This is a genomic window from Noviherbaspirillum aerium, from assembly GCF_008929045.1.
GTDB classification, from domain to species: Bacteria; Pseudomonadota; Gammaproteobacteria; order Burkholderiales; family Burkholderiaceae_D; genus Noviherbaspirillum; species Noviherbaspirillum aerium.
Map to the genome: position 1 here is coordinate 64,405 of NZ_VFAH01000025.1, position 14,411 is coordinate 78,815.

Here is a 14,411-nt window from a genome sequence, read left to right on the forward strand (position 1 = left end):
CCGGCACATGGACTGCACCGAATCCGATCAGAAACGTCAGTATCTCGGAGAGGGCACCATCCAGCGTCGCTACCAATGTCAGGCCAAAGCCGATGCCGACCATGACAAGTATCGTCCGCGCTACGCCAGCGCGAGCGGCCCCCGCAGTAAAATTTCCTATTTCCCTGTGCGCATAGAGCGCTACTGCGAGCAGGAGGCCCGCAACAAGCGCCATCAGGACTCCATACATGATGTTCTCCGTTATCGATCTGCCTTGGGCCCGGGTAATGCTGGTAATGGCACGGCAAACCATGCCGTCCATGTCCGAATTGGATATGAACGGTTGATTAGGTTCCATCGCTAGGTCGGAAGGGCTCCGGGACGCCGCAATCCGAATAATTGAAAAGGCAGAACCGGCGCCTCAACCGCCAATCATATAGATATCTCCTGATGATTCGGCGGCGATGGGAAGGCAGGGATAATAGGTAAACGGCCACCTCAATGATGAGGGCAAGATGGTGACAGGGAACCTGTCTTTGCAATGCGCGGGTTCAGGGGGTAATCGTTACGTATTCATTGAAGAGTGAAAAAATGAGATTTGATTCAGCGAAGAAATGCATGGTAATCGCCGCTGTCGCGGCTGCCTTTGCATCCAGTATCGTGCATGCCCAGCGCAGTGCCGAAGAACAGCGCTCCGCCACCGAGCGGTCTGGTGCAAAGCATAGTGATCAGCGGGAGAAGTCGGAACAGGCCAAGCCTCCTGAGCGAAAAGAAACTACGCCGCCAAGGCGCGAGTCTAAACAGGCTGATTGCAAGGGCCCGGCGCAGCTATGCAAGCAGGATTCTGCGCGTTAGTGGCGCAAGTTGAAAAACTAGCACCGCTAACGCTGTCGATCCTGGTCCCGGGTACATCCGAAGTGCGGGGTCCCGTATTTGGAATTCCTGTTGCCAGAGAATGAGGTTAATCTCATGTTCATCAGAGACGATGGCGAAGCAGCGCTAAGTGAGCTGGCCGAGCGTTGCGCAGAAGTTGCCGATCATTATGCCAGCAGCGCGATGCGCCTCCGCGACGGGAGGCTGGCGAACATGTTCGAGGACCTGGCGCGGCAACATCACCAACTGGCGAAAGAACTGGCGGACCACCTGCGCAATATGGACAGCCTTCCCCGGGCGCCGGACCCGGATCGGGAGACCGCCGTGGAACTCATCAGCGCCATCAAGGAAGCTTTGTCCGGCGATGTCGCCTCAAGCGTCCTCGGCGATCAGATCGATAGGGAGGAAAGCCTGATCGACGCAGCCGAAGCCGTGCTCGACAATGCCATACCCGAACCGGCGCGTGCGTCGGTAATGAAGGTGGTGCAGATGGCGCGCACGGCGCAAGAGCAACTTGCCGCCAGCCGGACTTAGGCAGTTGCACCCGCAACCCGGCCTAATGACAGGCGGGGAGGAACAGAATCGGCAAATTTTCCCAGTCGATGGCAATGCTCGACAGCATGCCGAGCGCTGTGGATATCACGGGGTAAATTCGCCCTGCCGGGCATCATCGTTTCCTCTGCGCAGGTACAGGATGATGGCGCCAGTTGCCGCAATGGCCGCCAATGGCCGCTCCTGACGCAATGTGCGTCCACCAGTCGGCGGCATGCAGGCCGAGCCAATGAAGGCGGGCGACGGTTGGTCAGGCGCAGATCACGCCGGTCGCCTCGTAGATCGACAGGGAATGCACGGCCCATATGATGGGCCCGGAGAATATCAGCAGGAAGCTGCGCGTAATCGCATTTTGGCAGCCCTGCAACGTGAACTCGACGCCACCGGCCAGATGGAATGGACGTTATGGTGCATCGATGGCTCCAACGTACGTGCACACAAGGCCGCTGCCGGCGCGGGAAAAAAATCTCCTGGCCGACGAACCCAGCGATCATGCGCTCGGCCGTAGTCGCGGGGGCTGGGCACCAAACCGCACCTGCTCACCGATGGCGCCGGTTTGCCTCTGGTGGTCCAGATCAGTGCCGGGCAGACGGGTGCAGCGCTGTATGCCGAACCGGTGCTTGAGGTGGTGTGCCTGCATCGTCCGGGCGGCCGGCGGCGACCGCAACAAGTGGCCGCGGACCGGGCATATAGCCATCGCCGTATCCGGCAATGGTTGCGAGGACATCATATCCGTGCTGTCATTCCCGAACGGCTGGACCAAGTCCGGCATCGTCGGGGCCGGCCACCTGTCTTTGATGCCCAGCAATACCAGCGACGCAATGTGATTGAACGCTGCGTTGGCTGGCTCAAGGAAGCCCGCGCTGTGGCCACGCGCTTTGACAAATTGGCGCTTCATTACTTGGGCATCATTAAGCTCGCCATGATTCGTAGGCAATTGCGATTGACCTTATCAAACAGAGCCTAGGCCCGCCTACCGTCGTAAAATGCACCAAAAACGAGGGCACCCCCACAAGCAGGTTCTGCATCAACCGCGCAGCCGCCTGGCCGGCTCCTTCGGCGTTCGGTTCTTGAGGTGCTGGACCAGCAATTGGGTAGTGGCAGAATCGGCCATCTGACCGCGGGTAATGATGATGAAGCGGCGTTCCGCCCAAGGTTCGGCCAGTGGAATGAAGGTCAATGAAGATGCCTTGGCGTGACCTATCGCGGCTTCGCGAGGCAGGATCGCCGGCCCGAGACCGGCCGCCACAAAGCGCACCGCGGCATCGATGCCCGACACCTGGACGCGATGCACCAGCGAACGCGAGCGGATGGCTGCCTCGCGGCGCAGCAGGGTATCCACCATGCCGCCAGGCGCCACGCCCACCGCGATCTGGTCCATCACATCGTCGAAGCGGACCTTCGCGCTGCCTGCCAGCGGATGGTCGCGGCGCACGGCCAGGCACATATGGTCGTGCCGATAGGGCTCGACCCGCAGGTCGCCGACGTCGCTGGCATCCCACAGTACCCCGATATCCGCCGCGCCTTCCCTGACCGCTCGCACCACTTCCGGGCTGACGCGTTCGTCCGTCGACACCCGTACACCGGGATGCAGCTCCAGGAACGAGCCGATGTCCTCCGCAATATCTTCGGCCAGCACGGCGGTGGTCGCCACCACCCTGACATGGCCCTGTACACCGCTGGCGTATTCGCTGAGTTCGGCATTGAGACGGTCCATGGAGCGCAGAATTTCCCGCGCCTGGCGCAACAGCGTTTCTCCCGCAGGAGAGGGCTTGATGCCGCGACGGCCGCGCACCAGCAGCGGAGCGCCGATCTCGGCCTCAATGGCGGCAATGCGGCGGCTCACTGCCGAGGCTACCAGCGACTCCCGTTCAGCCGCACGCGCAATGTTGCCTTCGTCGCAAACAGCAACGAAGAGCCGGAGAGACACGAAATCAATATGTTTAGCCATGCCGAAAAAGCACGTTGTGCGTGATGAATCATCGAACATAGCACAATTTATGATGGCTAAAATCAAATTTCTGGCATACCGGCCACCGTCAGCCGCCGGTTCGCAACCCTGAGGAGAAACCCATGAGTCAGCGCACCCTGTACGACAAGTTGTGGGATGAGCATGTCGTTCGTACTGAAGACGACGGCACCACGGTGCTTTACATTGACCGCCATCTGGTCCATGAAGTGACCAGCCCGCAGGCGTTCGAAGGTTTGCGCCTGGCTGGCCGCAAGCTGTGGCGCATAAGCAGCGTGGTGGCGACTGCCGACCACAACACGCCGACCACCGGCTGGGAGCGCGGCTACGACGGCATCGACGATCCGGTCAGCCGGCAGCAGCTGGTCACTCTGGACAGCAACATCAAGGCTTTCGGCGCGGCTGCCTATTTCCCGTTTCGCGATGCCAGCCAGGGCATCGTACATGTGATCGGCCCTGAAAACGGCGCCACGCTGCCGGGCATGACAGTCGTCTGCGGCGACTCGCACACGTCAACGCATGGCGCCTTCGGCGCGCTGGCGCACGGTATCGGCACCAGCGAAGTCGAACACGTGATGGCCACGCAGACCCTGCTGGCCAGGAAGGCCAAGAACATGCTGGTCAAGGTCGAAGGCGAACTGCGTGCGGGCGTGACCGCCAAGGACATCGTGCTGGCCATTATCGGCAAGATCGGCACTGCCGGCGGCACCGGCTATACCATCGAATTCGCCGGCAGCGCAATCCGGTCGCTGAGCATGGAAGGGCGCATGACCGTGTGCAACATGGCCATCGAGGCCGGCGCGCGGGCAGGGCTGGTGGCGGTGGACGATAAAACCATTGACTATGTGAGGGGGCGGCCGTTTACGCCTACCGGTGCCCACTGGGATCTGGCCGTTGAACACTGGCGCTCACTGCATTCCGATCCGGGAGCGCATTTCGACGCCGTAGTCGAACTCGATGCCTCCGCCATCGCCCCACAGGTCACCTGGGGCACCAGCCCGGAGATGGTAGTCCCGGTGCACGGCAGCACGCCGGATCCGGAACAGGAGACGGATCCCACCAGGCGCGACGCCATCGAGCGGGCGCTCAAGTACATGGGTTTGCAGCCCAACCAGCCTATCACCGATATTGCCATCGACAAGGTCTTTGTCGGCTCCTGCACCAACAGCCGCATTGAAGACCTGCGTGAAGCCGCAGCGGTCGTCCGGCGTCTGGGCCGCCGCGTGGCGCCCAATGTAAAAGTCGCGATGATCGTGCCGGGTTCCGGCAAGGTGAAGGCACAGGCCGAAAAAGAAGGCCTTCATGACGTCTTTACCCAGGCCGGTTTCGAATGGCGCGAACCAGGCTGCAGCATGTGCCTGGCGATGAACGCCGACAAGCTATCTCCGGGCGAGCGCTGCGCCAGCACCAGCAACCGCAATTTCGAAGGACGCCAGGGCGCGGGCGGCCGCACCCACCTGGTCAGCCCGGCGATGGCCGCAGCAGCCGCGTTGCACGGCCATTTTGTCGATATTCAGGCCATCGCGTGAGCCCGGCCAACCCAATGACAGGCAAGAAAGGCAACCCATGAAATCGTTTACCGTTCATCGCGGCATTGCCGCGCCTCTGGATCGCGCCAACGTCGATACTGACGCGATCATTCCCAAGCAATTCCTGAAATCCATCTTGCGCACCGGCTTCGGTCCCAATCTGTTCGACGAATGGCGCTACCTGGACAAGGGCGAGCCCGGCCAGGATCCGGCCTCGCGACAGCCCAATCCGGAGTTCGTGCTGAACCAGCCCCGGTATGCCGGCACCAGCATCCTGATCGCGCGCAAGAATTTCGGCTGCGGCTCCAGCCGCGAACACGCGCCCTGGGCGCTGGACCAGTACGGTTTCCGGGCCGTGATCGCGCCGAGTTTCGCGGATATCTTCTTCAACAACTGTTTCAAGAACGGGCTGCTGCCGATCGTGCTGGGCGAGGCAGACGTCGACGCGATTTTCCGCGAGATCGAAGTGACACCGGGCTATGCGCTGACCATCGACCTGCCGCGCCAGGTCGTGATCAAGCCGGATGGGCAGGAACTGCCGTTCGATGTGCAGGCATTCAGGAAATATTGCCTGATCAACGGCCTCGACGATATCGAACTGACCCTGCGCAACGCGGAAGAAATCCGGAAGTTCGAATCGGCGCGCATCGCAAGGATGCCTTGGCTCGCGCATGTGATGAAAGGCTGAACATGGACCTGGAGCTTGCAGGAAAGCACGTGCTTATAGCGGGTGGAAGCAAGGGGATTGGGCTGGCGTGCGCACGCATGTTTCTTTTGGAAGGTGCGCGGGTCAGCATCGTCTCGCGCAGCCTGGAAAATCTGCGTGCAGGCGCGGACCTCCTGCAAAACGAACTTGGCTCCGTACAGGAGCGCATAGCGATAAAAACTGCCGATCTCCGCGAACCGTCGTCTGCCTTGACGGTACTGGACGAACTCGAAGCCTTACATGGGCCGGTTGATATCCTCGTGAATTCGGCAGGTGCGGCCCGGAGAACGTTGCCGGACGATCTGGAACCGGCCGACTGGCATGATGCGATGCAATCCAAGTATTTCACCTATATCCACATGATGAATCCGCTCATCAAGCGAATGGGATCACGTGGTGCTGGCTGCATAGTCAATATCATCGGTGCGGGCGGGAAGGTCGCTTCTACCACGCATTTGCCCGGTGGTGCAGCAAATGCGGCCCTTATGCTGGTGAGCGCCGGATTGGCCGCCGCGTATGGTCCCAAGGGAGTGCGCGTTAATGCTGTCAATCCCGGAATGACATTAACCGAGCGCCTGAAAAGCGGTCTCGCCGCAGAGGCACGCCTGAATCAGGTAAGCGAAGATGATGCGCTGGCAAATGCAACCATGCGGTTGCCGCTGCGCCGGATTGCCGATCCCGAAGAAATTGCAAACGCCGTGGCCTTCCTGGCATCGTCAAAAGCGAGTTACATTAATGGCACCATTCTGGCAATGGACGGTGGACTAACGCCACTGATCTAGGCGAACCGGAAGCTTGGCATGCCGCGCGGCGAGCCTGCTGGCTTCGGGAGACGTCGTTGCAGGCACCATGCGGCGCTAGGCTGTGTTTGATAAGCTGCTGCGCGGTCCGATTGACGCCTGCGGTGCTCGGTACCCTGCGTAAGCGTGCGCTCCTCGGCGCCAATCTGAACCGCTCGCGACGCCTATCAAACACAGCCTAGAGCGCCGCATCACGCCATGCAACTTGCCGCGCAAACTCATTATCCCTTGCTGCGCGAACGAAGCCGGCTATCGCTAATCAAGTTTGATCGCTGCAGCCTTTACCACATCACGGAAACGTCGCAAATCGGTCTTGATCTCCTCGCCAAATTTCTCCGGGGTTCCTGGCGTAGCAGTGATGCCTAGCGTATCCAGTTTTGTTCGCGTATCGGGATCATTGAGCACTGCATTCAATTCGCCGTTCAACCTGTCTACGACCGGTCGTGGTGTTTTGATCGGGGCAAAGATGCCGATCCAGGAGTTCATCTGGAAATCGGTCACGCCGCTTTCCATAAAAGTCGGCACATCCGGCAAGGATGGAACTCTTTGCGCAGTGGCGACAGCGATCGGGATCACCTTGCCCGATTTCAAGTGCGGATAGGCGCTGGCGACCGCAGTAAAGACAAGTGGAATATTGCCGCCCATGACATCGCCCATGGCCTGGCCGCCGCCCTTGTACGGGACATGGCTGAGATTGACTCCGGTTTTTTGCCGCAATAGTTCACCGGCGATGTGCGGCGTGCCGGCGACACCCGACGTGCCGTAGGACAACCCCCCTTTGGCCGCCTTTGACTCGGCGACAAGGTCGCGCCAGTTCTTTGCCTTGACGCTTGGATGCGCAACCAGGATCAGGGCTGCATCGCCGACTTTGCCTACCGGCGCGAAATCTCCCACCGTGTCGAACGGGATCTTCTCGTACACATGCGGATTGATTACCATGGTGCCGTCAAAAGACAGTAACAAGGTATAACCGTCGGGATCCGCCTTGCTGACCATCTGCGTGCCGATATTGCCGGACGCCCCTGGCCGGTTGTCGACAATGACCTGTTGCCCGAGACGCCGTGACAGCTGTTCCGCGACAACTCTTGCTCCGGAGTCGGTAACCCCGCCCACCGTGAACGGGACAATGAGCCGGATCGGTTTGGAGGGATAGTTCTGTGCAAACGAGATCGGCGCCAGCGCTGCACCGGACAATGCTACCAGGGCTGCCAGGGTACGGCGGCGGGTACTAAAGTTAATGCTCATGAGTGTCTCCTCCAATGTGTTAAGTGCATTGCTTACATCAATGGTTTATTTTGTTTCAGCATAACGCTTTTCAAATGCCCAGACATCTTCGAAGCCCATCAGCTTGGACAGATCCGAGAACGCATACAGTGGCGTCTCGATACCGGCTGATGAACCTTGCTGCTTGAAGGTGGCATAGACGTTCGACATTGCCTGTACCGAAGCGAGCATGGCGGTAATCGGAAAGATTGCGATCTTGTAGCCAATGGATTCGAGCTCTTCCCGCGACAGCACCGGTGTGCGGCCGCTGTCGACCATGTTGGCAATCAGCGGCAGATCAAAAGCGCGCCCGATGCGATGCATCTCGTCTTCCGTTTCAGGAGATTCAACGAACAGAATGTCAGCGCCGGCCTTCGCATACGCTTCGGCGCGGCGCAGCGCCTCGTCCAGTCCGAGAGACGTCCGTGCGTCGGTACGGGCAATGATCAGGAAGTCCGATGACGACCGGGACTCGGCCGCGACCTTGATCTTGCGTACCATATCTTCCGTTGCAATGACACGGCGGTTCGGCGTATGGCCGCACTTTTTGGGAAACTCCTGGTCTTCCAGCTGGATCGCCACGGCACCCGCGGCCTCGTAACCGCGTACGGTATGGCGCATGTTCAGCAACCCGCCATACCCGGTGTCGCCATCGGCGATCAGCGGAGTACGCGCCATGCCGGCCATGGCCGTCACGCGGTTGAGCATGTCGGTATAGGTGGCGAGCCCGGCGTCTGGCAGTCCAAGATAGGACGCCACGGTGCCGTAGCCGGTCATGTAAAGCGCATCGAAGCCAAACGTATCGGCAAGGCGCAGTGACACCATGTCAAAAATGCCGGGTGCAACGATGAGGCCGGGTTGCGACAGGCGGGTCTTGAACGTTTGCTTGGTATCCTTCATGTATTCCTCGTATTAATTGTCCGGGTATTGGTGACGTTGTTTCGTTGTGTGCTTTGCTCAGGGGTCGATAGCTTGAGTGGAGCGCACCCGCTGGCGCAGTTCGAATTTCTGGATTTTTCCGGTGGAGGTCTTTGGCAGTTCGCCAAAGATCACCACGCGGGGCACTTTGAAACCAGCTAGCTGGCGCCGGCAGTGTTCAATCAATTCCTGCTCCGTGGCATGCGCTTGCGCCTTGAGTTCAACGAACGCGCACGGGGTCTCGCCCCATTTGTCGTGGGGCATTGCGACGACGGCCGCCGCCATCACGGCAGGATGGCGGTACAGCACGTCTTCAACTTCAATACTTGATATGTTTTCCCCGCCTGAAATGATGATGTCCTTGGATCGATCCTTGATTTTTATATAGCCGTCAGGACACAGCACGCCAAGGTCACCCGAATGGAACCAGCCACCTTTGAATGCTGCCTGGGTGGCATCAGGATTTTTCAGGTAACCCTTCATTGTGATATTGCCTCTGAAGACAATTTCACCGATTGTTTCCCCATCGGCAGGTACAGGCTGCAAGGTCTCCGGATCGACCACGGTGACGCATTCTTGCAGTGGATAACGCACGCCTTGGCGCGCATTCAGGGCCGCTCTTTCGCCCGCGCCGAGAGTCGCCCAGTCTTCGTGCGGTTCGCATACCACCGTTGGACCGTACACTTCCGTCAGACCGTATACGTGAACGAGTTCAAAGCCGATGCGATCAAGTCCTTCTATCATCGCAGGCGGTGGCGCAGCGCCGGCCACCATTGCACTTACCCGGTGGGTCACGCCTGCGCGCATGGCCGGGTCGGCATGCAGAATCAGGTTGTGCACGATCGGCGCGCCACAGTAATGTGTCACCCGATAGTCCCTGATCGCCGCCCAGATCAGCGCCGCGTCCACTCGTCGCAAACACACGTTCACACCGGCTTGTGCGGCCACGGTCCATGGGAAGCACCAGCCGTTACAGTGAAACATCGGCAACGTCCACAGATAGACCGGATGGCGCGGCAGTGGCCAGGCCAGAATGTTGGAAACCGCATTCAGATAAGCGCCGCGGTGGTGCACCACGACCCCCTTGGGCAAGCCTGTCGTACCCGACGTATAGTTAAGCCCGATCGCATTCCACTCATCGGCGGGCGGCATCCATGCATATTCCGGATTGGCATCCGCCAGAAAACTCTCATACTCGATATCGCCGATGCGCTCGCCCGGCCCGTTGAACTCGGGATCATCGACATCTATCACCAAGGGCCTTTTCGGCAGACCTGCAAGCGCTTCCTGCATGACCGCCGAAAACTCGCGATCGACTATAACCGCCGCGGCTTCACCGTGTTCCAGCATATATGCGATGGCGCATGCATCAAGGCGAGTGTTGAGCGTATTGAGCACTGCCCCCGCCATTGGCACACCGAAGTGGACATCGATCATGGCTGGAATATTGGGCAGCATCACTGCCACGGTGTCACCATGCCCGATACCTCTTTTCGCCAAGGCTGAGGCGAGCCGCCGGGCGCGTTCATAGGACTGCCGCCACGTCAATCGTAACGTGCCATGAATGACCGACAGGCGCTCTGGATGGATGGCAGCTGCACGTTCGATGAAGGTGATCGGCGTCAGCGCCACATAATTGGCAGGGTTCTTTTCCAGGCCGTTCTCAAACATGCTCATGGGGAGCTCCTTGGGAAATGTTCACCAGGTTCAACGCCGGCTCCGCACATTTGACCATCAGGATGCGCGACGCTTCGTTGCCTCCAGTGCGGGCTGGACGGGTAGAGATCATATGGCGATGGTGGAACAAAGTGTTGTAAGCCGAGAAACTGGCATGGCCGTTAGTCTGGTTGAATCCCGGCGTCCTTGATGAGCTTGGCATACTTGCTTACCTCGCTGCGGGTAAAGGCGGCGAACTCATCGGGTGCCGTCGCTGCCGGTTCGGCACCCAGTTGCACCAGACGCTCACGGACTTCCGGTAACGCAGAGATGCGTGCGACTTCCTTCTGGATTTTTCCTACAATGTCTTTCGGCGTACCTGCTGGCGCGTACATGCCATACCAGGCAAATGTCTCGTAGCCGGGCAGGCCGGATTCGGTAGCGGTGGGAATGGTAGGCATCGAAGGCGAGCGGCTCTTTCCTGCGACTGCCAATACACGCAGGCGGTCGGACTTATAGTGCTGGAGTGCGGTAAGCACGCTGGTGAAGCCGACATCCAGGTGGCCTCCAACAACGTCTGTCATGATCTGTGCACCGCCTTTGTATGGAATGTTCACCATACTGACCCTGGACTGCAAACGGAAAAATTCGCCGGCCAGGCGCGATGAAGGTTCAGAGCTGCCAAAACTGACCTTGCCTGGATTGGCTTTCGCGTGTTCAACCAATTCCTTGACAGTCGTCACAGCCAAACTGCGGCTTGTGACGATTACCCAGGGCGAGGTGGCTACCAGCGTGACCGGCGTAAAGTCGGTCTGCACATCAAAGGGCATTTTCGATTTGATGCCTGGATTAATGACGTGTCCCGCCACCACGAGCATCAAGGTGTAACCATCGGCGGGACTGCGGGCAACCACTTCCGAGCCGATGATGCCGTCGCCGCCTGGCCGGTTCTCGACAATAACCGATTGCCCCCAAGCGTCCTTCAGCTTTTGTGCGTACAGGCGGGCAATGATATCCGTGCCTCCTCCCGTGCCATAGGGAACGATAAGCCTGATAGGTTTTGCCGGATATTGCGTTGCTTGCGCTTGTGCATGCGTGGCGCCGGCAGCCACCAGCATTGGCGCAGCCATCAAACACAGCATGATCTGGCGTCGCATTGAAGACGCAGGTATGGACAAAGAATGGTCCTTGGATGAGGGTAGGTCTGCGCTGGTTCGCACGTCGAAGTCTCCTTATGTTATGGCGGTGCCATATCTTGTTGCCTACCAGTCAGCAATATGCATACCAGAAGCGGGCTTTTTATAAACAACTGATTTTTATAGAGATTTACATCGTCGGGGTGCGGCAGACTGCACGGCATGCTAATCTACGGTTTCATATGAAACCTGGCGTTGCAGACTGAAACACTTATAAGGTCGGACGATGTATGACACTTCCTCGAATCGCCGTACTTGGACATCGGCAGTTCTCGCCGCTGATACGAAAGCTTGAACCCGAATACCGCGGGCAGGCGGAGCTGATAATTTACGAAGACGTGTTTGAACATGCGTTAAGCGTATCGGAGCGGGTGATGGCACAGCGGCAAGCTGATGTGATCCTCACCGCCGGCGCCAACGCTGCGTATCTCCGGGAAAACAGCACTTTTCCAATTGCCACGGTCAAGGTCACGCCTTACGACCTGATGCGAGCGCTCATGCGTGCTCGGGAGCATGCCGAGCGTATCGGGCTTATTGTGTACCAGCGCATCTTGCCTGAGCTGGAAGAGGTCAAGAAGCTTTTTCCATTCGATATTGCTCAGCGCGCATACAGTACCGTTGAGGAAGCGGTCGCGGCGGTGCAAGAACTGGCAAGCAAGGGCTATAGAGTGATCGTCGGCTCAAGCATTACCGTCGAGGCTGCCCAGCGCGAAGGATTGCTCGGGGTGCTGATCTATTCCGATGATTCTGCGCGACAAGGTCTGACCGAAGCGATCGAGTTGGCAAGAGTGGCATTGCATGGCGAGGCACGCCGTGAACGGCTTTCCAGTCTGATCCATAACCTGCGGGAAGGGCTGCTGGCATTGGACTTCACAGGACGGGTGCAGGCCGCCAATCCCGCACTTGAGCGGCTGACGGGCTTATCAGAAGCCGACTTGTTGCACGATGGTGCGCGATCGCTGCCGGAGCCACTTAGAAGGCTGGTGGCCGACGGTTCCGTTGGCGAATCTGAGGAAGTCGTGGACCTGAATGGGCGTACCGTAGTGGTCTCTCGCAGTCCTTTGTATGAGAGTGGTCAGCACGCCGGCTCCGTCTTTACCTTGTTGGAATCGACGACAATCCAGCAATCTGAACGCAAGCTGCGCAGTCACCGCTCTTCACCACAGTATCGGGCCCGACAAACATTCGCGGCCATCGGCAGTCATGCTCCCGCACTGAAGGAAACCATTCATCTGGGGATGCAGTATGCCGACACCGACGCGACAGTACTGCTAACCGGGGAAAGCGGCACCGGTAAGGAGTGGTTTGCGCAGGCAATTCACAATCATAGTACGCGCAGGGGCGGGCCCTTCATCCCCATCAACTGTGCAGCCTTGCCTGAATCGTTACTCGAAAGCGAGCTATTTGGATACGAAGAAGGCGCTTTTACTGGCGCTCGGCGCGGTGGCAAGAGTGGGTTGATTGAACTTGCCCACACTGGAACACTTTTCCTGGATGAGATCGGCGATATGCCGGTGGCGCTTCAGACGCGTCTGTTGCGCGTTCTTCAGGAACGCGAAGTTTACAGATTGGGTGCGCTGGAACCTACCCGAATCGACATACGTATTGTGGCAGCCACATTGCAGCCCTTGGAGCAGTTGTTGCAATCCGGTCGGTTCCGTCAAGATTTATATTACCGCATCAACTTGCTACGCATTGACATTCCACCGCTCAGGGCTCGTTCGAAAGATATCCCGGCACTCGCACGTCATTTTCTGTCTCGCGTATCCGAACGTCACGGTAGTCAGGTAAGGCAGGCGGAATTTATAGAATATCTTCTTCCTTATCTACGGTCTTACCACTGGCCTGGCAACGTGAGGGAGCTTGAGAATATCATTGAACGCTTCGCGGTATGTGCTAATGCGCAGAAGGCTGAGTTCATGCTGGATAAACAATGGATTTACAAGATCGCACCTGAATTCGAGCGGGGGAACACGGATATTGACTCAACCAACTATGCCGCGGAAGTGAAAAAGTATGGATCTGTGGCCGCTGCAGCAAAAATGCTTGGCATTAGCCGCACGACACTCTGGCGGCGAATTAGCGAGGGTCGCCAATAAGGGGCCTGCAAGAGGCTGCTCTGAGATACAGGGAGCGAGCACTTGTTTCACAGTTAAGAGGGATCACTCTCACCCGGACCACTCCGCGCTGAGCGTCTCGAAAAGCGATCCGAAAGCATCACTGAGAAGATTTTGACCACCCAGAGCTGTTGGTCGGTGGGACATGAATGCCGCGTCGCGTTGCCGCTTGCAGCGCGCAGTTCCGCTGCCGATCGAACGATGTTTGGATTGCCTGGTAACCAATGCAGTGGCCATTCCTGACTGGCTTGCATCCGACGAGGTCTGGGAGAAGCCTCTGCGCATGCCTAGAGCGTCTATCAAAATGCCGCTTGCCGTACGTTTGTGCTGTCTTCGTCGACGCGCCTTGCGATCGTCACCTTGATAGGCGCGCTTAGATAATGTAGACCTAAAATCCCTGTAAGCGCGATGAGGTGCAACGCGTTTGTTATTCCTCGTTGAACCATAGGCCCGTCAGGCCCGCGATAAAGACCGCGCCGCCGATGGCAGCAAGTACCCATCCCAAGGTTTCATAGTTGAACTGAATAGCCAGGACACCGCAGAGCACGATGACGGCTCCGGCTATTCGTGTGCATTTGTAGCAAGCGTTGATCAAGGTAGGGATGACTCGTTCGACAGTAGTTGTTACTCGTCGCCAAAGATTTGCTCAGCAATCCCGAGGGCAATACTGAATACCGCAACCATGCCTGCAGTCGCCCCCGTATAAGTGGCATCGAACTCAATAGCTAGTCGTCCCTGAAAAAGTCTGAAGTAATTAGGCTGGTGCATCATTTGGCGGGAAGGAATGGCTGAGCCGATGCAAGATTTTGCGCAAGTTGTGTCCGGCAGCGCAAAGGATGGCATTCATGGCATC

The 14,411-nt window shown here is 58.4% G+C and carries 12 protein-coding genes; 7 read left to right on the forward strand and 5 right to left on the reverse strand.

Going from position 1 to position 14,411, the window contains the following annotated elements:
• Nucleotides 1-7 precede the first annotated feature (7 nt).
• From FH061_RS24765 to FH061_RS31885, 3 genes are all read left to right on the forward strand, one after another.
• Nucleotides 8-343, forward strand: coding sequence for a hypothetical protein (locus FH061_RS24765; RefSeq protein WP_151638499.1), 336 nt, complete (start codon nucleotides 8-10; stop codon nucleotides 341-343).
• 569 nt (nucleotides 344-912) lie between these two features.
• Complete coding sequence (locus FH061_RS24770; RefSeq protein ID WP_151638500.1) at nucleotides 913-1,386, forward strand: DUF2383 domain-containing protein; 474 nt, start codon at nucleotides 913-915, stop codon at nucleotides 1,384-1,386.
• Between the two features lie 583 nt (nucleotides 1,387-1,969).
• Nucleotides 1,970-2,371 carry a transposase gene (locus FH061_RS31885; protein ID WP_404822509.1) on the forward strand — a complete coding sequence of 134 codons (402 nt, stop codon included), beginning with the start codon at nucleotides 1,970-1,972 and terminating at the stop codon, nucleotides 2,369-2,371.
• A gap of 60 nt (nucleotides 2,372-2,431) precedes the next feature.
• Here the strand turns inward: FH061_RS31885 and FH061_RS24780 are convergent, their stop codons facing one another.
• Entirely contained in the window at nucleotides 2,432-3,355 is a 924-nt protein-coding gene (locus FH061_RS24780; RefSeq protein WP_151638501.1) for a LysR family transcriptional regulator, read from the reverse strand.
• Between the two features lie 122 nt (nucleotides 3,356-3,477).
• Here FH061_RS24780 and leuC point away from each other — a divergent pair, with 122 nt between their 5' ends.
• Genes leuC through FH061_RS24795 form a run of 3 tightly spaced genes read left to right on the forward strand, consistent with a single transcriptional unit; the run spans nucleotide 3,478 to nucleotide 6,390 of the window.
• Nucleotides 3,478-4,902, forward strand: coding sequence for a 3-isopropylmalate dehydratase large subunit (gene leuC / locus FH061_RS24785; RefSeq protein WP_151638502.1), 1,425 nt, complete (start codon nucleotides 3,478-3,480; stop codon nucleotides 4,900-4,902).
• 37 nt (nucleotides 4,903-4,939) lie between these two features.
• The gene (leuD, locus tag FH061_RS24790) at nucleotides 4,940-5,590 is read left to right on the forward strand and encodes a 3-isopropylmalate dehydratase small subunit (RefSeq protein ID WP_151638503.1); all 651 of its coding nucleotides are present in this window, start codon (nucleotides 4,940-4,942) and stop codon (nucleotides 5,588-5,590) included.
• Nucleotides 5,591-5,592: 2 nt separating this feature from the next.
• On the forward strand, nucleotides 5,593-6,390 hold the full coding sequence (locus tag FH061_RS24795; RefSeq protein WP_151638504.1) for an SDR family oxidoreductase: 798 nt from the start codon (nucleotides 5,593-5,595) through the stop codon (nucleotides 6,388-6,390).
• Nucleotides 6,391-6,663: 273 nt separating this feature from the next.
• Here the strand turns inward: FH061_RS24795 and FH061_RS24800 are convergent, their stop codons facing one another.
• The 4 genes from FH061_RS24800 to FH061_RS24815 all read right to left on the reverse strand — a co-directional run bounded on the left by FH061_RS24800 (nucleotide 6,664) and on the right by FH061_RS24815 (nucleotide 11,402).
• On the reverse strand, nucleotides 6,664-7,653 hold the full coding sequence (locus tag FH061_RS24800) for a Bug family tripartite tricarboxylate transporter substrate binding protein (protein WP_151638519.1): 990 nt from the start codon (nucleotides 7,651-7,653) through the stop codon (nucleotides 6,664-6,666).
• Between the two features lie 45 nt (nucleotides 7,654-7,698).
• Entirely contained in the window at nucleotides 7,699-8,571 is an 873-nt protein-coding gene (locus FH061_RS24805) for an isocitrate lyase/PEP mutase family protein (RefSeq protein ID WP_151638505.1), read from the reverse strand.
• Between the two features lie 57 nt (nucleotides 8,572-8,628).
• The gene (locus tag FH061_RS24810; protein ID WP_151638506.1) at nucleotides 8,629-10,266 is read right to left on the reverse strand and encodes an acyl-CoA synthetase; all 1,638 of its coding nucleotides are present in this window, start codon (nucleotides 10,264-10,266) and stop codon (nucleotides 8,629-8,631) included.
• Nucleotides 10,267-10,427: 161 nt separating this feature from the next.
• Nucleotides 10,428-11,402 carry a Bug family tripartite tricarboxylate transporter substrate binding protein gene (locus FH061_RS24815; RefSeq protein WP_151638507.1) on the reverse strand — a complete coding sequence of 325 codons (975 nt, stop codon included), beginning with the start codon at nucleotides 11,400-11,402 and terminating at the stop codon, nucleotides 10,428-10,430.
• Nucleotides 11,403-11,671: 269 nt separating this feature from the next.
• Between FH061_RS24815 and prpR the strand changes: the two genes are divergently transcribed.
• Nucleotides 11,672-13,540, forward strand: coding sequence for a propionate catabolism operon regulatory protein PrpR (gene prpR, locus FH061_RS24820; protein ID WP_151638508.1), 1,869 nt, complete (start codon nucleotides 11,672-11,674; stop codon nucleotides 13,538-13,540).
• Nucleotides 13,541-14,411: the final 871 nt, after the last annotated feature.